The 18,266-nt window shown below is 58.0% G+C and carries 13 protein-coding genes; 7 read left to right on the top strand and 6 right to left on the bottom strand.

Annotation, left to right across the window (positions count from 1 at the left end; all coding sequences use genetic code 11):
* The first annotated feature begins 6 nt into the window (after window positions 1-6).
* The 4 genes from mnmA to Poly21_RS23210 all read left to right on the top strand — a co-directional run bounded on the left by mnmA (window position 7) and on the right by Poly21_RS23210 (window position 4,334).
* A complete protein-coding gene (gene mnmA, locus Poly21_RS23225) occupies window positions 7-1,188 on the top strand; it encodes a tRNA 2-thiouridine(34) synthase MnmA (protein WP_146409392.1) in 1,182 nt (393 codons plus the stop codon).
* A 395-nt stretch (window positions 1,189-1,583) separates the two neighbouring features.
* Window positions 1,584-2,498 carry a PEP-CTERM sorting domain-containing protein gene (locus Poly21_RS23220; RefSeq protein ID WP_146409391.1) on the top strand — a complete coding sequence of 305 codons (915 nt, stop codon included), beginning with the start codon at window positions 1,584-1,586 and terminating at the stop codon, window positions 2,496-2,498.
* Window positions 2,499-2,754: 256 nt separating this feature from the next.
* Window positions 2,755-2,970, top strand: a complete 216-nt coding sequence (locus tag Poly21_RS23215; protein WP_146409390.1) for a dodecin — start codon at window positions 2,755-2,757, stop codon at window positions 2,968-2,970.
* A gap of 308 nt (window positions 2,971-3,278) precedes the next feature.
* Entirely contained in the window at window positions 3,279-4,334 is a 1,056-nt protein-coding gene (locus Poly21_RS23210) for a ThuA domain-containing protein (protein ID WP_302120290.1), read from the top strand.
* 88 nt (window positions 4,335-4,422) lie between these two features.
* Here the strand turns inward: Poly21_RS23210 and Poly21_RS23205 are convergent, their stop codons facing one another.
* From Poly21_RS23205 to Poly21_RS23190, 5 genes are all read right to left on the bottom strand, one after another.
* Window positions 4,423-6,660, bottom strand: coding sequence for a DUF4340 domain-containing protein (locus Poly21_RS23205; RefSeq protein WP_146409389.1), 2,238 nt, complete (start codon window positions 6,658-6,660; stop codon window positions 4,423-4,425).
* A gap of 138 nt (window positions 6,661-6,798) precedes the next feature.
* Window positions 6,799-9,678, bottom strand: a complete 2,880-nt coding sequence (locus Poly21_RS23200; RefSeq protein WP_146409388.1) for a Gldg family protein — start codon at window positions 9,676-9,678, stop codon at window positions 6,799-6,801.
* A gap of 95 nt (window positions 9,679-9,773) precedes the next feature.
* Window positions 9,774-10,493, bottom strand: a complete 720-nt coding sequence (locus tag Poly21_RS23195; RefSeq protein WP_146409526.1) for an ABC transporter ATP-binding protein — start codon at window positions 10,491-10,493, stop codon at window positions 9,774-9,776.
* Window positions 10,494-10,657: 164 nt separating this feature from the next.
* The gene (locus Poly21_RS27860) at window positions 10,658-10,834 is read right to left on the bottom strand and encodes a DUF6800 family protein (RefSeq protein WP_302120288.1); all 177 of its coding nucleotides are present in this window, start codon (window positions 10,832-10,834) and stop codon (window positions 10,658-10,660) included.
* 393 nt (window positions 10,835-11,227) lie between these two features.
* Complete coding sequence (locus tag Poly21_RS23190) at window positions 11,228-11,836, bottom strand: RNA polymerase sigma factor (protein ID WP_146409387.1); 609 nt, start codon at window positions 11,834-11,836, stop codon at window positions 11,228-11,230.
* A 186-nt stretch (window positions 11,837-12,022) separates the two neighbouring features.
* Here Poly21_RS23190 and Poly21_RS23185 point away from each other — a divergent pair, with 186 nt between their 5' ends.
* The 3 genes from Poly21_RS23185 (at window position 12,023) to Poly21_RS23175 (ending at window position 16,852) form a co-directional block, all read left to right on the top strand.
* Window positions 12,023-14,608: a protein kinase domain-containing protein gene (locus Poly21_RS23185; protein WP_302120286.1), complete on the top strand. Its 2,586-nt coding sequence runs from the start codon at window positions 12,023-12,025 to the stop codon at window positions 14,606-14,608.
* Between the two features lie 290 nt (window positions 14,609-14,898).
* Window positions 14,899-15,342, top strand: coding sequence for a hypothetical protein (locus Poly21_RS23180; protein ID WP_146409385.1), 444 nt, complete (start codon window positions 14,899-14,901; stop codon window positions 15,340-15,342).
* A gap of 262 nt (window positions 15,343-15,604) precedes the next feature.
* Window positions 15,605-16,852, top strand: a complete 1,248-nt coding sequence (locus tag Poly21_RS23175; protein ID WP_146409384.1) for a DUF1559 domain-containing protein — start codon at window positions 15,605-15,607, stop codon at window positions 16,850-16,852.
* Window positions 16,853-16,935: 83 nt separating this feature from the next.
* On the opposite strand, the gene ruvB is transcribed toward Poly21_RS23175, so the two are convergent.
* Window positions 16,936-18,120 carry a Holliday junction branch migration DNA helicase RuvB gene (gene ruvB / locus Poly21_RS23170; RefSeq protein ID WP_146409383.1) on the bottom strand — a complete coding sequence of 395 codons (1,185 nt, stop codon included), beginning with the start codon at window positions 18,118-18,120 and terminating at the stop codon, window positions 16,936-16,938.
* Window positions 18,121-18,266 lie beyond the last annotated feature (146 nt).

The following is an 18,266-nucleotide window of genomic DNA, read 5'->3' as shown; positions in this document are numbered from 1 at the left end:
TTATACATGTCTCGTGTCGTTCTTGCGATGAGTGGCGGGGTGGATTCGTCCGTCGCGGCCCACCTGCTCACCCAGGCTGGTCACGAGGTGATCGGCGTGTTCATGCGGCATGGGGAGGCCTCCGCGTCGGCCTGCCGGATCAGCAGCGACGATGCTTCCGACCCCAATCCACTCGGCTTGCCTGTGCTCGGAAGTGGCCCAGCGGGGACCGCCACAGCGGGCAAACGAGCAGATCACAAACAGGGTTGCTGCAGCGCCACTGACGCTGCGGACGCCCGCCGGGTGGCGATGTCGATGGACATTCCCTTCTACTCGCTCGATCTGCAGGAAGACTTTCGTAAAATCGTCGATTACTTTGTCGATGACTACCTCAACGCTCGCACCCCGAATCCGTGCGTCAAATGCAATCACTGGATCAAATTTGGCAAGCTATTTGACTACGCCGACGGCATCGATGCCGATTTTGTCGCCACCGGCCACTACGCCAGAATGCAGCACGAGGATGGCAAACAGCACCTGCTGCGGGGACTCGATGACGGCAAAGATCAGTCCTACGCGCTATTCGGGATCGGCCGCGAGCGATTATCCCGAATGATGCTGCCGGTAGGAGATTTTGAGAAATCCAAAATTCGCGAAATCGCTGCGTCGCTGGGATTGGGCGTGTCAGAGAAGAAGGATAGCCAGGAAATCTGCTTCGTGACCCAAGGACACCACAGCGATTTCGTGAAGTCGCGGCGGCCTGACCGAATTGGCACCACGGCCGGCGATTTCGTGACCACCGATGGCAAAATTGTCGGACAGCACAACGGCTTTGAAGCATTCACGATCGGCCAGCGAAAAGGATTGGGGATCGCGTTAGGGACCCCCCATTTCGTCGTCCGGATCGAAGCCGACACGCGACGCGTGGTCCTCGGCAGCCCGGACGAACTGCTCGCCCCGGGACTCGAAGCCGACCAAGCGAATTGGTTGATCGATCCGCATGATATTCCCGGCCTGGTCAGCGTGCAGATTCGTTACAACGGCCGTCCGCACGCCGCCCGCATACAGCTCCATGCCGATGACCCGGCAAAATTCGCCGTTCACTTTTGTGAACCTCAATCCGCCGTCGCACCCGGCCAAGCCGCCGTCGTCTACGACGGCGCGCGAGTTCTCGGCGGTGGCTGGATCGTAGCTGCTACGACCAGATGAAATGCCTCTGCTGGTAGCCGCTTCTCTTGTGAACTTGAGTTGTGCCACGGGTGACTAAAACGTCGCAGCGGGTTCGGTGGCGGCAGAATGCTAGCAAACTCAGGACACTCGCGCGCCGAATTGAGCCTCAGAAAACGCGTGGATCTTCTCGCCAGGCTTACGCAATCCGGAAAGTCACACGATTTTGCGTGACTGCTACGGTTTTTGAACGTCCATAGCACTAGTCTCCCTAGCGGGATCGCTCCACTTAACAAAAAAAACTGGGTGCGCAACGGGAATTTTATATTTTTTTCAACAACGGGGCCATAAGTCACGGTAAGGTATTACAATGTGACGCAGGTCTCCCTGTGGGCTTCCCTGCCGGGCTTAATGTATCTCAATCTAGAGGATGAATCATGACTTTGACTCGGAGTACTTTTCTGGCGTGTGTGTTGCTAGCATTGTGTGGAACGGCCAGGGGGGAGGTCGTCACCGGCAGCAGTTCAGCTGATTTGATTGATTTGGGTTTGTCGTTGGATCTTGTGCCCGAACTTGGAGGGGGGATCATTCTCAATGCTAGTATCGACAACGTGGCTCCGGCATCGGGAACTGCGCCAGCGCCCTACATTGCGTCAGATTCAGTGCTGACTGTTGACATTAGCTCTGGGGTCTTAGCAAATCCGGTCCCATTTTCTCCCCCCCTCGTTACAGTGGCAGATGTGCAGACGGGACTAGTAACCTCAACGGCTACGTCCAATGTCGACGGGCTATCTGGTTCTCGAACGGCTACGGGCGAACACGTCATCAACGGCCTGGATCTATCGATTGTCGAAACACTGGGGGTTGCTGATCTTCTTTCGATTTCCGCAACCACCCTTGAGGTTTCGTCGGAAGTATCGGGAGACTATGGGGGGCTAGGATCGGTCGGGTCGCTCTACGTGGAAGATCTGATCATCTCCGTGGCTGGAATCGCCATTCCGGGATATGGCGGTCTCGGTGTCACCGGTTTTATTGCGGCGAACACCGGCGTAGCGCTCACCGGCCCGCTGCTAGGGACGTCGCTAATTCTGAACCAACAAATCGAGACGGGCGATGGCATCAATAGCTTATCGCTGACAACAAATGCGATCAGCCTTGATGTTAGCGCAATCAACATTGACCTTGTCGGTGCCCTCACTGGCACCGTCACGGTCGGTCCAACTTCTGCTAGCCTTCAGGCTTCGGCAGTTCCCGAGCCCTCGTCGGCAATTTTGCTGAGCCTCGTGTGTGCGGGCGGCGTCTGGGTGCGACGTCGGGTAAAACAGAAAACAGCTTTGACTCTTGCGAGTTAGAGCCACTGCCTAAGGTTTTCGCATGGTCGCCGTAAACGTCGCGAACCGAGTATCGACGCGCCGTATTGGCGACCATGCTGGGAGCACCGAGTCGCCTGCGACGGTGGAGCCACTTGGGTGCGGGAGGTAGCGTTGACGGCGGAACGGTGGAGAGGTTTGTGGTAACATCGCTTTGATCGCAAGAGCCTTTGTAGATCCAGGCTAGCCCAAGTACCGCTCAAGTATCGTACCTCCCCGCATTCACCAGGAGTCTGTCATGTCGGATCATATCTATAAGAAGATTGAACTTGTCGGCACATCGCCAAACTCGATCGAGGAAGCCACCACCAACGCCATCTCGCTCGCCTCGAAGTCAATTCGCGACATGCGATGGTTCGAAGTGATCGAAACGCGCGGTCATATCGTCGACGGAAAGGTGGCGCACTGGCAGGTTACCCTGAAAGTCGGATTCACATTGGAATCGGACTCGTGAACTGAACCCAGGGTTTGCGTGCGAAACGCTCGCGCTTTGGCGGACGACAACCGCCCATGATCAGCACATTTGCGGCAATCGCAATCTTTGTTCACGACGTCGCCAAGTTGGTGCGTCGCTCAGAGTAAGAATCGAGCATCTGCTCGGCCCATCCAGCTCACGCCGGGGAACTCTCAGGCATACCGGATGCGGCGTTTTTTTGGTGTCGTCCATCGCTTCGATCAGGAGCGAGCTTCATTTGGGTTAGAATACTCGACCCATCTGGTGTGACGTGACCACCAAACTTACCTCTACTCTGAAGGACATTCATGACAACGACTTCCATGTGGGTGCGAATACGAACCAGCATACTCAGCACGCTGTTTCTATGTATTTGCACCGCTTCCATCGCCCAGGGCGACGACACGACACTTGTCTTCGAACCATCATCGCCAGCCATCGGACACATCGTGTTGGTCTCCGGTGACGAGGAATATCGCAGCGAAGAATCGATGCCGATGCTCGGTAAAATCCTGAGCCAACGGCATGGTTTCAAATGCACGGTAATCTTCTCGCTTTCGGCAGATGGCAGCTACATTGACCCCAATGATGCCGAGGGATTGCGAGGGTTGGCGGCGCTCGATGATGCCGATTTGATGATCATCGGCACCCGTTTCCGCCATCCCAACAAGGACGAAGCGGAGCACATCACGAAATTCCTCAATGACGGCAAGCCAGTGATCGGCATTCGCACCGCCACACACGCGTTCACCGGAAAGGGTGAGTTCGGCGGCAAGATCCCGTTTGGACAATGGGGACGTCAGATTCTTGGCGAGCAGTGGGTCAGCCACCACGGCCGCCACAAATCGCAAGGAGCCCGAGGTGTGATCGTTGACGCCAACGCGGATCACCCTATTTTGAACTCCGTCGAGGACGTCTTTGCACCGAGTGACGTCTATGGCGTGATTCACTTGACTGACGATGACAAAATCTTGCTGCGAGCAGCCGTCACCGAGTCATTGGATCCTCAGTCCAAAAACATCACAGGTGCCAAGAACGATCCAATGCAACCTTTTGCTTGGTTGCACACCTATGAATCACCCAGCGGAAATCACGGACAAGCGTTCGCGACTACGTCGGGTGCCTCGGTCGATTTCCTCAACGAGGACCTCCGGCGGATGATCGTCAACGCAGCATTTTTCTTGACAGGACATGACGTTCCCGCGAAGGCCAACGTGGAATTTGTGGATCCCTTTCATCCCACGTTCTTTGGCTTCATCAAAGATCCAGACTTCTGGAAGAACGCGGATCGCCAGCCGAGCGATTACGGACTGGGGAAGACACCTGAGCTGCCCGATCCACCTGGCAGCCCTGAGTGGCCCTAATCGCCGGGAGCCTGCGAGACTCCAGGCAGAATTGAATCCAGCCCACCATCGGCACACGCCGATGGTGATTTCCTAGCCGCTTCGCAACTCAGCGAGGTGCGTTCAGGCCGGGGATTTGAAATGGCATGCTCGGGCCGCCCTGGCCAGCCGGCGGGGTGGCTGCGGCGGCGGATTCCGGTGCCGTCAGCAACTCGTCGCGACTGATCCGCAACTCGCGATAGGTGGCCTCGGGAATCACGTAATACCAATCGGCGAATCGGGCATTGAGATCGCTGACACGGCGTTTCGCAGCGTTCAGCCGATCCTTGCGAGCGTCGAGTAGACGCGTGTTCGCTTTGAGGATTTTCTCTTGCTCGGCCTCGAGCCGTTCGACCTTCTCTTCCTGGGTCAGATCAGCGAAGGCGAGCTCTCCCGACTCGTTGTCCGCCGACTCGGGTGCCGCTGTCGCGGCAGCAGCCGGCTCGGGGGTGGTGTCACCGGATTCTGCGGGCTCGTCAGCAGTCTCGGTTGCGGCGGCGTCATCAGCCGCTTGCCCTTGACCTTCACCGGTGGCCTCACCACCACCTTCCACTTCGACCTCCTCCGTCGCTGGCGTCTCGCTATCGGAATCCTCACTTTCGGCGGCGGAATCACCACTATCGGCAGGCTTCTCTTCCGCAGCAGGTGCGTCTTCCGAGGATTCGGCTTGCTCAGCAGGCATGGCCTCATCTGCCTCCGCAGGCGTCTCGCCCTCGTCCGCTGGCGTCTCGCCCTCGTCGGCTGGCGTCTCGCTCTCGGGGGCGTCTTCCGCGGTGGCAGGCTGCTCGCCGTCACCGGCATCATTCATTTCAGCAGGTTCCTCGGCGGCAGGTTCGTTGGCCGCAGGTTCACTGGCGGCAGGTTCCTCGGCGGGCGTCATCTCTTCACCGGTTGCTGCTTCGGCGGGCTCTGCGGTTTCCGCGGGGGTTTCGCCGGAATCAACCGGTTCAGCAGATGCACTTTCCGTCATTTCGGTTTCATCAGCCGCCGGCTCATCCGCTGTCTCGCCCGACTCAGCTTGTCCCGACTCCTTATCTTGTCCCTCCCCGCTGGCAGACTCGTCGAGCATCGCGGCGAGCTCTTCGATTGTCTGAGGGACGACGCTCAGCTCGGGGGCGGGGAATTGCGATTCGTCGACCCGAGCGGTGACGAGCAGATAACGATTGACCGCGGTGTCCGACGACTCGTCTTCGATATCTCCCGAATCCTCATCGGCCAATCCAAAAACGTTGCCGAAACGCAGCACATACTGCACACCATCGGCAAGGGTAACATCGAGCTCACCATTGGCGGACAATACTTCGACTTCGGAACCGGTCCCTCGCTGCACCGGAAAGAAGCCGCGCGTCGCAAGTGACGTGACCGCCTCATTGTCCGAAACCAGGTCCTTGTCAGCCCGGAGGTTGGCACTCATGCCTTCAGGCTTTCGTGCCACATCGACGATCTTCAAATCATCGAGAGCGTTCTTGAGGTCGTTGAGTTTTTCTTTGTTAACAACCTGATCTGCACCCACCTTCACCTCGACGGGATCGGCCAACGGATCATCCGACGGGTACTCGAGCAATTGCTCCAGTTTCCAATCGCTGCCGTCTGCAAGCACTTCGGCGGTGTAGTTACGATCAAGCGAAAATCCTCGCGCGGTCATCGACGCAGCGTAATCTTCCATTCGCATGGATTTGATGTCGATGCTGCTGAGCTGCAACAAATCGTTCTCGATCCAGACTTGGAACTTGGTCGACAAGGCGGCTTCGTCGAGCTCGACCACATAAACTGGATCTTGTCCGGGTTTGCGTACGTATCGTCGACCTTCTTCGTCCTTGACAGGCTCTCCGATGATCAACGAGGCGAGGTCTTTTTGCGACTCATCTCGGAAGGTTACTAAGCGACCGACGCCGATGTCACCAGCCTCGAGAACTTCGAGTTTGGGTTCAACCACACCGAGGGCCACGTGATCCTCCGGGTTACTGGTCTGCACGTCGAGAATCTGCAGCCCCACCAAGGCATTGGCAGCGTCCTTCATCTGCTCAACGGCGTCGGCTGGATATCCTTTGCGGGACGGGATCGTCCACAGGCCCGATTCGCGATCCTTCCGCACCTCGAACGTATCAACCTGGCCCTGGGCCTCATCAAACGAAACGATTTTCACGCTGGCGGCTGCCAACGGATCTTTGAAACTTGGAAACAGCGGCTTGCCAGCGGCAATGGAAGTTTCGCCAGTGGGCGAATCGGGCCAGGAAACAAATAGACCGATGGCCAGCATGACGGCACCGATCACACAGAACAGCCCGGTTTTTTGTCCTTCGTTCACTTTGAAATCGTTTTTATGAGGAGAGTTTCAGGGAGATTGAGACCAGCCGCGTCAGCGACCGGGCTGGCGACGCCGCGAGGTGCCTGGGGACACTGAATTCACAGCGAGTCGCCTTCATTGAAAGGTGGAATCGAATCTTTACTTGAGTCGGCTCTTGCTGATGTGCTCGCGTTCACGCAGTCGGCGCGAGGCAAACACCATGATCCCGACAATCAGCGGTGGGATACAAGGCAACGCGACAGCCAAAGTCTTGACTTGGTTTTGGATCGCGGTCACGTCCCGATCGGCTTCGCGGCGAACCGTGGCGATTTTCTGGTCACGCTCGTTCTCCATGCTCTTGCGACGCACATTGAGAATCCGCTGTTGATTGTCCTGTTTGATCTGGAACGCGATCAGCTTTTCTTGCAGCACGCTTTGCGGCACCGTGCCATCCTCACGCTCTTCCTGCAGTTTCTCGACGTCTTCGCGAAGCGACTGCAGTTCCTGATCGATTTCTTCTTGAGCAGTCCGGATCGTTTCATCAAATTCCTTCTGGAACTCACGACTGCGTTTGCGAACCTGCTCATTGGCTTGTTCTTGGCGGGCATCGATCATTTTCAGGCTAGCAAAGTTCATCTGGTGGCTTCGCACGTCGATGAAATCGGTCTGGCCGGTCAACCAGTCCACTGCGTTCAGTGCAAAGGTGACGTTCTGCAGTTGCAATCGCAGTTCCATCTGCTTGGGGTCGGCGCGAATGACCAAGAACTCCGGCAAGATAATGTCGGAGTCGGCGACGTAGACGACCTTGATTGCCTTGTTTGCATTCTCGCTGGTCGCTGCTGCCGCGTCTTCATCAGCGGTCAGAGTTGCTCCCTCAATCGACATTGCGATTGGCATATAAGGGTCGAGCCCCTGGATTTCTTGCGCGAGCGTGGCACCACCGGATAGGATCTGACGGATAGCATTGGCATCGAGGGTGCCCGAAAGAGGGCCGGTTCGTAACAGCGGGGTGTGTTTCAGCGTGCTATCGGGCTTGGCTTGAACGCCTCCCGAAAAGATTGCCAAGACCTGTTTGAGTCCGGCCGTGATGGGGCTCTCATCGCTCAGACATTCGCCCGGTTTCTGCGCGATGGCTTCGTCGATGAACAGCCACAATTCGTTCGCTGCTTCGAGCGCTGGGTACGGGTTATGTTGCTGCCACACGAGGTCGGGATCGTAGAGTCCTTGTGCCGCTGGCGTACCGGGGACATTGAGTTCGAGCACATCCCACAGACGACGGATGTCACCTTTGGGCTGAGGACCACCGCCGCCCATGCCCATGAAACCGCCGCCAGCTTCCTTCGCATCGCCAGTAGCGGTGATGTACGAGGCACCGACCGGACGCGGGTCTTCAAAAATAGCAGTGGGAATTCCAGCTTGAATTGCGGTCACGAGCCGATCAAATTCCGGTGGCCCGAGCGAGGACGGCTGGACGACGAACAACGCGTCGTACATGTCGGGTGACACGGGACCGCTCAAATCCACTTCCTCGACTTCGTACTGCTTCGCCAACTCGTCGATCAGCCGGTGCTTATCGATTCGTTGCATCTGCATGCCCGCCATCGAGACGCCGCCCATCAAATTGGCATCGGATTTAACAATCCCGAGCCGTTTGCGGGTGCCGCTGGCGACGGTATTGATCGAACGGACCAGTTCATACTCAACCGGGATGCCGTATTCAAAAATAGGCACGGTGACCTTCTCCAGCCCCGAGCGGAATGCGGCCCCCAGAATTAATTTCTTTTGCGTGTAGGCACCTTTCTCGCGGAACGTGCGCGTCACCGGCTCAATTCCAAATCGCTTGGCCGCCAGAGCCGCTTCATCGCTCGAAAGATCGATACCGTCGTGGAGGTTCACTTCAATGGTACGGTTCTTCTTGGCTGCCTCGGCGCGAAATTCCTTCAGTAAATTAATCAGCTCATAGCGAGTCTGGGCGTAGAGTTCGGGAACCTCATCGCTGATGAAAGCATCGATCACGATCGGGCGATCGTCATTGAGGTTCTGAATCAGATCCTTGGTCGCACCGGCGAGCGAACTGACGTGTCCCTCGGTCATGTCCCTGCGGCCGATCTCGTGGGCACGAAAGAGCATTACTGCGCCGACCGTGAACACAACCAACGCGATCGCACGGACCACGTATTGCCAGGCCATTTGATTGCCATCTTTCCCGCCGGTCCAATGTCGACGTCCGATCAAGATCATGCAAACGTACAACGCCACGGCGGCGACCAGCAAAAAGTAGATGATCGAAGAAGAGCTGATCACGCCACGTCCAAAATCATCAAACGGCCGAGCGATACCACTGTCCTTGACCCATTCGGCAAACCGCCGGCTTGGGCTAACCGAGTCAGCCAACGAGGCAAAGGCCAAGGGAGCGTTAAACAACGCCCCCAAAATGAAGCCAACGGTGAGGTTGCCAGTCAAGAACGACGCGATCATCCCGATCGCAATCATCGCCAAACCAACAAACCAATAGCCTAGATAGGTCGTGAAAATCAGCCCCACATCGAGCGAACCCTCGGTTAACACCGCTAGGGTTGTGAAGGTGCTGAATTGGCTGAAAAGCAGCGAAAACGTGAAAATTGCCGCCGCCGCCATGTACTTACCAATCACGATATCAAAATCGCTCGCCGGCAGCGTGAGCAACAATTCGTCGGTCCCTTGGCGTTTTTCCTCCGCCCAAATGCTCATCGTGATCGCGGGGATGAACACCAGCATGATCATCGGAAACCAGTAGTTGAGCTGGTCGAGCGTCGCGAGATTCGAATTGAAGAACTCGTACGGCCAGAACGCGGCAACCGAGGTCAGGAAGACGAAAATGCACAGAAAAACATACCCCGTCGGGTTGCTGAAGTAACCAACAAAGTTGCGTTTCATGACCGCAAAGGCGGCCCGGTTGGTGTACGACAGCAGCAGGACGATCGCGAGCAACAACAACAGAAATACTGCATCGTAGAGCAGTACACTGAGTAGGGACATCGAAACGTAGTTGAGCGCCATGGGGACGATTGAAAAAGTGGAGAGGTGGGATCGAATGAGAAGCAACGACTCGCTGCGAACGAGAGATAAACTCGCTGCGAGAGACCAGGCCGGGGTCAGCTCTCGCTGTGACCGGTCAGTTCATGGAAGGCTTCGTTGACGTCACCGTGACCGGCCGCGCGAAGGCCTTCCACCTCACCGTCATAAACCTTGCGACCTTCGTTGATCAGGATAACGCGGTCCGCCATCGCTTCGACTTCCTGGAGGATGTGGGTCGAGAGCAGGATGGTCTTGGTCTCGCTGAGCTTCCGCATCGTTCGGCGAACACCGCGAATTTGGTTGGGATCCAGTCCAGCGGTCGGCTCGTCAAGAATCAACACATCGGGCTCGTGCAACAATGCTTGGCTCATCCCGACGCGCTGCTTGAAGCCCTTGGATAGCTTGCTGATGGGCTTGTAGATCACTGAACTGAGGTCACAAATATCAATGACCTTGTCGATTTGATCCTTCTTGGTCGCACTCGGCAGCCCGCGAGCATCGGCAAAGAACTCCAGCATGCCCATCGGCGTCATCTCGGGATACAGCGGCCCGTTTTCGGGCAGGTACCCCAACCGATGGCTGCCGGCGATGCGGTCGTCCATCATGTTATGCCCAGCGATCCTGGCGAAGCCTTCGCTCGGGGCGATGTAGCCGGTCAACATTTTCATCGTGGTGCTCTTGCCCGCCCCATTGGGGCCGAGAAAAGCAACCAGCTCACCCTGCTTGACGCTAAACGATACGTCACGGGCGGCAGCAAACGGGCCGTAGAACTTGCTCAGCCCCACCGCCTCGATCATCGTGGTCGACGGGGATGCCGTTTTCGCTGCCGAGGCCCCGGCAGTGGGAGACGATTGTTTGGAAAGCTCGATTGCGGCCGAATCGGGTTGGCGTGCAGGTTCTGCCATCGAGTCGATGTCCGAAGGGGAAAGAGGATCAGATGAAATGAAACTGGGCCGCGTTGTTACGCCAGGCCTTCACGCTTGATGATCGCATCGGCGCCAGGGGTCATGCGCCGGAGCTTGCGAGCCGCTTCCGCCTTATCGATCGTGCCTGCCTTGACGCGATTGAGCAGTTGGGAGGTTTTTTTGCGACGGGCCCGCAAGCGGGAGATTTCACGACGACGTTCAGTTCCAGGCATGGTCTTTATCGATCAGCAGTGGGGTTAAAATGGGTTGCAGGCGCATTCCGATCGCGCCTTCGGTGCAGGATTATCATGCGATCGGGCGATTGGGGAAGGGGGGAGGCGGGCAGCAACCGCTTCCCACCAGACAGTTTTTGCCCACGTGTCAATTTCCCTGCAACCAAATCCGATTTTCCAGTGGACGCAGGCCGTTGCCATTTTGTTCGCTGCCCGGCCCCGCCAATTCCCTGTGATTTTGCGCTGCGTGCCGTCAGGCACCGGGTAGATTGCGCTGCGTGCCGTCAGGCATCGGGTAGATTGCGCTGCGTGCCGTCAGGCACTGGGTAGATTGCGCTGCGTGCCGTCAGGCACCGGGTAAGGTGGTCGGCCCGGCCGCTTACGCGTCTCGGCTCACTCCAGCCACTGGCTAGCCGCCGCTCGCAAACGCTTCAGCACCCGAGACTTTGCCTGGTACACGCTCACCAACGAGAGCCCCGTTCGCTCGGCCACCAACGACGGTTGTTGATTCTCAATCGTCGTCAGCCAGAAGGCCTGCCATGTGACGTCCTCAAACTCCGCTCTGACAGTCTCTAAGATTGACTTTAACAGGGGTGCGCTAATGGAACCGCCATCGATCGAGTCACCCAGGTGATCGACCTGATCGAGCATCCACCGCTGCGCGGCGGTGCCGCCCTGAGCATCCGCTCGCCGCGATGCTTGGCGAAAAAAATCGCGGACTTGGTTGCGTGTGATCGTGGCCAGCCAGGATCGGAAGCTGCCCGCATCTTTTTGCCGCTCAAACGCTGGGATCTTGCGGGCGACCGAAACGAAGACGTTCTGGACTAAGTCAGCGGCCTCCGACTCGGGGACGCCGGCGACACGGCACCAACGATAGACAATCGGTCCAAATGTCTCCACCAGACGGCTCCACTGCCGCGGATCGAGTTGCTGAACACCGTCCAAGCAGAACGTCGACAGCGTCGGATGCTCGGGCGGCGTTGGAAATCGGGTGTCACTCATACCGAGATCCTAACACGGACGGTTGCTGGAGTGAGTCACGACGGGCCAGCGGCCGGGATCACAACCTCGATTAATTCAAGACCTCGATTACGAAATTCTTGCAAAAGTGGTGTCAGCGCCCGTCGTTCATCATCCAGACGGTTTTCCCCGTCGCTTGAGTTCGACACGCATTCCCTGGAGAATACCATGATGACCGCCACTCACTGCCCCTCCCACGATCTCCTCCACGCGTATTCCTGCGGGCGTCTGCCGGACGACGATTCCCAGCTGATCTACGAGCACCTGCAGGACTGTATGGAGTGCCAATCGGAGCTGAACGCCGTCGATGACGGGAAGGATTCGCTGATTGTCGATCTTCGCGCCGACGACCAGCACGCGGAGTTCGGCCGCGAACCCGAATGCAGAATCGCCTTGGCCAAGGCGCTCGGCGCACTCGCAAAAGCCGATGAAACCGACGACGGCTTGCCGCTGATGGAGCTCCCCGCGCAGCTCGGCGAATATGAAATCATTCGGCAGATCGGGCACGGGGGCATGGGCCGCGTCCTGCTGGCTCGCCACACCAAACTGGGGCGTGAAGTGGCCCTCAAAGTCATCGCCGATCATCGTTTTACCGATTCCCAGACCCGCAGCCGGTTCGATGCGGAAATGCGCGCAGTCGGACAACTCAGCCATCCGAATATCGTCACGGCCCACGATGCCCGAGAAGTCGACGGGCTGGCCGTGTTGGTGACCGAATTCATTGATGGCAGAAACCTGCATCAAATCGTCGCGAGGACGGGCCCACTGTCACTTGCCAATGCGTCCGAGGTGATTTTGAAAGTAGCCGCCGCTCTGGAATACACCAGCGACCAAGGCTTTGTGCATCGCGATGTCAAACCATCCAACATCATGATCAGTCGCAGTGGCGAAGTGAAACTCCTCGACCTGGGCTTAGCACGATTTCATGTGGGCCCCGAAGTCGAGCTGACGGCCACTGGTCAAACAATGGGAACCGCGGATTACGTCGCTCCCGAACAGGTTGCCAATGCTCACGATGCCGACAGTCGCAGCGACGTTTACGCCCTCGGCTGCACGTTCTTCAAGCTGCTGACCGGACACGCTCCATTTGAATCCGAAGAATACCCGACCTCGTTTGCCAAGCTGACCGCACACGTCTCGGCGCGACCACCGAGTCTCCAATCGCGATTGCCGAATTGCCCAAACGAAGTCGCCAAGCTCGTCGACACGATGTTGGAAAAATCACCTGACCGACGGCCAAGCACACCCGGCGAAGTCGCCAAGACCCTTTCTCGTTTCGCTCGCGGCAGTGATCTGCAGCAACTCGTCAGGCAAGCGGACGCTTCCCTACCGAGCCCACGTCCACTACCAATTTCGACTGCAGCCGCCTCCCAATCTTGGCTGCGCCGTCCTGTTCCGCGAGTGATGGCGATCGCTTGCGGATTCTTCGGACTTTTGGCAGGGCTCATGCTGGGCATGTTCCTCAAGATCAAATATCCCGACGGAAGCGAAGTCACGCTGCCCATCGGACCGGGCACAAATATCGAGCTTGTGGCAGGGACGGATATAGCCGCCGACGAGCAGGCCATCCAACCGGATGCGGAGGAGGTGCCGCACCCGCAACCCAAACCGCACTCCGGGAACGATACACTTTCGCGGGGCGTGAACGCGGCCCAACAACTTACCGACCAACTGCAGGGCATCTGGCGAATTACCTCCCCCAGCGACAGGACGCCGGAAACGGAGAAAGCAGTACTCGCCTACTTTGATGGTTTCCAGTTCTACGTGGCGACAGTCAGCACGGACCTGCAAGATTTTTCCTATGGTAACTTCGGCACTCAACACGATAGTCGCGACACGTTGATTCGCCTCGAGTTTGAGTCCGCGAAGACGCCTCTCATACTGAGCCAACCAACCCCTCAGGATATCGATCAGTCCTTTTCGGTCATCACGCAGCCCGTCAAAACCGATGGCGATGTGATGGGTCTGCCCCCAGCGCAGACGGTTCGACCCAACACGCTGAACTTCAAACGCGTCGGCCATTTTCCAGTAACGCAAGCCGATAATCGCGCCGTACTCGGGGACCACCGCCTCAACTACAACGATCCCTATGTCAAAGCATTGATGTTCATCGTCCAGTCACAATCCATGGGGCCCAAGCAGATGCGCGACGTTGTGAGCAAGTCCGACGCTGCGATCAAAACCACAAGATCTTCAAACAACTTGAAGCAGATCGCGATTGGCTTCCATAACTTCACCGCCAGATATGATCAATTTCCTGGAACGGAGAATGTGCTCGGAGCCGGTCCGGTGGAGGAAGGGAAACAAATCCAGCCGTTCAGCTGGCGTGTGGCGATCCTGCCCTTAATTGATCAAGCGGAGCTATTTGAGTCCTATCGATTCACCGAACCGTGGGACAGCACGTATAACCTCACCCTGCTGGATAGAATGCCGGAAATCTACCGCAGCCCCCGGGCCCCCCGTGACCAACCCCAGGGCCACACAAACTATCTCGGCCTCACCACCGAGAATGCGTTGATGGAAAAGAAAGGCGGTACCAAACTGCGGGACATCACCGACGGCACCTCAAACACGATCTTGGTCGTGGAATCAAAAAAGACCGTTCCTTGGACGGCCCCTGAGGACCTGAATGAATACCCCGAATTCTTTTCACCCGCGATGTACGCTCGGGCCGACGGCAGTGTGAACTCAGAAGAGCAACCTGACCGCGAGCAGATTCAGAATATGATCACGATCGATGGAGGTGAGCGGTGATTCGCCGTCGCAGGAAACGTGTTCAGATTTCCTCAGCCCTGCAGACGGGGCTGCAGACGGGGCCAGGCAAATTGCTGGACCTTTGGCCCGCAGACTTACTGAGAACTGGAGATCCTCGCACCTGCTAGAGGAATCGTTGTTTCGTGATAATCTAGTAAATCCTCACGATTTAGAACGATTTTGGACTTCTCGTCGTAGTAGGTGCGTGACATATTGTGGGGGTTGCGCGGGTTGCACCTGCGCGCACCCGCAAAAATCCCTCTCTCCTGAGTTCTGACAGGCCACCTTTCGTGCAGCGGTTTCTCACCCACCTGACGCTCATCGCCTATCTGGTCGGGGGCTGGTTATTGCCAGCCGCCCACCATCATGCGAGTCAGGTTGAGACGCACAGTCACGCCGTTGGTGGCGCATGTTGTGATTCGCTCGCTCACCAGCATCTCCATCCGGTTCTTAGTAAATGCGAACCGGCGCACGCCTGCGGTTGCGAGCACGATGCGGCCGAGCATCCAACGGATGCCGATGGCTTCATCGAACAATCCCGCACCCATTCACATCACTGCGCTGCACTCTGTGCTGGCTGTGTGGCTCAGAGCTTGGTGGCGTCGCAGATCACCGATCAAGCCGCCTGGAGCTTCGACGTTGACGCTAAGTCGGGCGTCTTGGCTGAGTCTTGCTGGCTGCCTGCGGAGCGTTATGGCTTCGCACTCTCGCGTGGACCACCTGCTGCGGTTTGAGTCGCCGCTGCCCTGAGTGATTGCTGGATGTTCGTGCGCCGCGTGCATTCGAGATCCGCCCCCATCGGCCTAGCCCGGCCCATTTTATTGCCCATGGCTAGGGGCACATCGATTGAGTGAACCGAAATGCGTAAGCGACCGGGCAGGAGTTATTGCCCGGTGCCTGACGGCACTCGGCTCACGACTGCGGCAACAAAGTCGAACGATCGACCGCCAATCACCTGAACATTTATCCACACAATATTCATCAGAGAGCCATTTTATGCACACGTCGCTTCCCCATTTGCAGGTGCCTGACCAGCCCGCTCAACCCATCAACACCGGATCTCGCCGCGCTTTCACGCTCGTCGAACTTCTGGTCGTGATCGCCATCATTGGCGTCCTCGTCGGTCTCCTGCTGCCCGCCGTTCAGGCTGCACGTGAGGCGGCCCGGCGGATGAGCTGTAGCAACAATCTGAAACAACTCGGGCTGAGCATCCACAACTATCAATCCGCCTATCAGCAACTACCGATGCACGGCGGCGGCACTTGGCGTGACGGTGCCGCGTTGGACACCAATACCACCAATCGCATGGACCTTTCGATCTGGGTCGGGCTGACCCCGTTCATGGAACAACAGGCGTTGTGGCAACAAATCAGCAATCCTTTGGCAAACAATGGCGGGGCGCCCAATCCGTGGCCCGCGATGGGCCCCGAAACAACTGCGGTAGCTTACGCACCCTGGACCACCGAGATTGCCACTCTGCGTTGCCCGAGCGATCCGGGTGTCGGTTTGCCTAGTTTCGGACGCACCAACTATGCCGCCTGCCTGGGCGACTCGCTGCACTACATGGATCAAGGCCCGCTCGGCATCGTCAATCGCACCGTGTACTCGATGAGCAATTTGAGCACCCACGCTCAACAGGCTGCCGCGGCCTGCCGGGGAGCGTTTATCTCGCATCAATCGACGAGACTTCGCGATGTGCTCGACGGGCTGTCCAATACGATTTTCGTCGGCGAGATCGCGACCGATCTCGGCGACAATGACATTCGCACACGCCCGGGGATTGGTTTTGATTCCCCACCCGGCGAGATGCTCCGGGACGATCCGGATGCCTGTCTCGACGAAGGCTTTAATGACGCTACACGACCGCAATTCTGGCTGCCGGGTGCGATCACGCTCGCTCCGAATGAAGAGGGACGCGGTTTTCGCTGGGCCGCCAGCGGCGCAGCATTCAGTGGATTCAACACGATCCGCCCACCGAACCAAGAGGTCTGCTTCGGTGGCAACTCGGCGAGCTCGCACGGTGTGGCATCGGCGAGTAGTCGACACCAGGGCGGCGTCCACGTACTGATGGGCGACGGCGCGATCAAATTCATCACGGAGTCGATCGTGGGCGGCGTCCATCACCACAGCAACGTGTGGCTCGGTGGCACTGGAGACAACGCCCCTGGCTCGCCGAGCCCGTACGATTTGTGGGGCGCCTTGGGAACCCGAGCGTCGCACGAAATTGTCAGCGACGGTTTTTAATCTTGCCGCGGCTCGCCGATCCCGCCAGCGGATTTCGAGACACTTTCTACTCAGCACGTTCCATTCAGCCAGCCGATCAGCGTTCAACTCGCTGGCAGCGGACGACGCATATGCTCGTAGGCGTTGGGCGTCGCCAGTCGACCGCGACGGGTGCGAACGAGCAGTTCACTGCGGAGTAAAAACGGCTCGACTTCGTCCTCGAGCGTGTCGCCGCTGACATTCATGGTGTGCGCAATCGCATCGAGCCCAGCAGGACCACCCAAAAACACCCGCATCAGCGTGTCGAGATAATTTCGGTCCTGCTTGTCGAGTCCGAGGTGATCGATCCCGATCATGTCCAACGCGGCGCGGGTAATCTCCCGGTCGACCTTCCCCCCCGCTTTGCTCTGGGCATAGTCACGCACCCAGAGCAGGCGATTATTAGCCAGTCGGGGCGTGCTGCGGGACCGATCTGCGATCACGGAGGCGGACGCGTCGTCGACCTCGATCGATAGTTTCTTCGCGTTGCGATGAACGATTTCGGCAAGTTCTTGTGGGGTATACCAACCGAGATGTTCACGAATTTGAAAGCGATCTCGCAGCGGCGCGCTGAGCATGCCCGCCCGCGTCGTCGCGCCGATCAGCGTGAATGGCTTCAGCTCGAGGTTGAGCGTGCGGGCGTTGACGCCGTCGCCCAGTACCACGTCAATTCGAAAGTCTTCCATGGCCGTATAGAGGTACTCTTCGACGGCCTTGGGAACCCGGTGAATTTCGTCGATAAAGAGCACGGACCCCTCAGACACATTGGTGAGATACGGCAACAGATCCTTGGGGGCGCGGAGACCAGCGCCATTTGCCATCTGCACGCTGGTGTTCATCTCGGCCGGAATGACCGTGGCAAACGTCGTCTTACCGAGCCCGGGTGGACCATCGAAGAGGATATGCCCGAGTGGCTCGCCGCGGGACTGAGCCGCGTCAATGGCGATCTTCAGCCGCTCGATCACATCCTTCTGCCCGACCATTTCATCCATGCGGCGAGGACGCAGCCTCCCGTCCGCTTCCGACCGTCCCGGAACCTGACCCTCGGGATCCTCCGAGACGGGGCCCTCGGGGACCCGAGAATCTCCATTTGGCAGTGTACCGGGGCGTTTGCTGGCCGCGCCGGCATCGGGGCGTGCCGAGCGGTCGGTCCCCGCATGGGATGGATTTCGCCCACCCGACACGTGGTCCCCCAACGCGTCACCGCGTCGCTCAGGATCGGATTGTTGGTAGATTGCTTCGCGTGCCATGCTGAATTCCGTATAGACGTTCTCGCTGAGCGACTGCCTCGACGCCACGAGTGGTACCGAGCAAACTTCGCCGCTCGGCTCTATTTACTGTAGCGGGCCAGACCCGATCGGTGGTAGTTCAGTTCGCGAGCAGGAGTTTGTGGTAC

It is taken from the genome of Allorhodopirellula heiligendammensis (assembly GCF_007860105.1).
Taxonomy (GTDB): Bacteria; Planctomycetota; Planctomycetia; order Pirellulales; family Pirellulaceae; genus Rhodopirellula; species Rhodopirellula heiligendammensis.
Note: the sequence above shows the minus strand (reverse complement) of the source record. Positions and strands in the feature narration are given on the sequence as shown.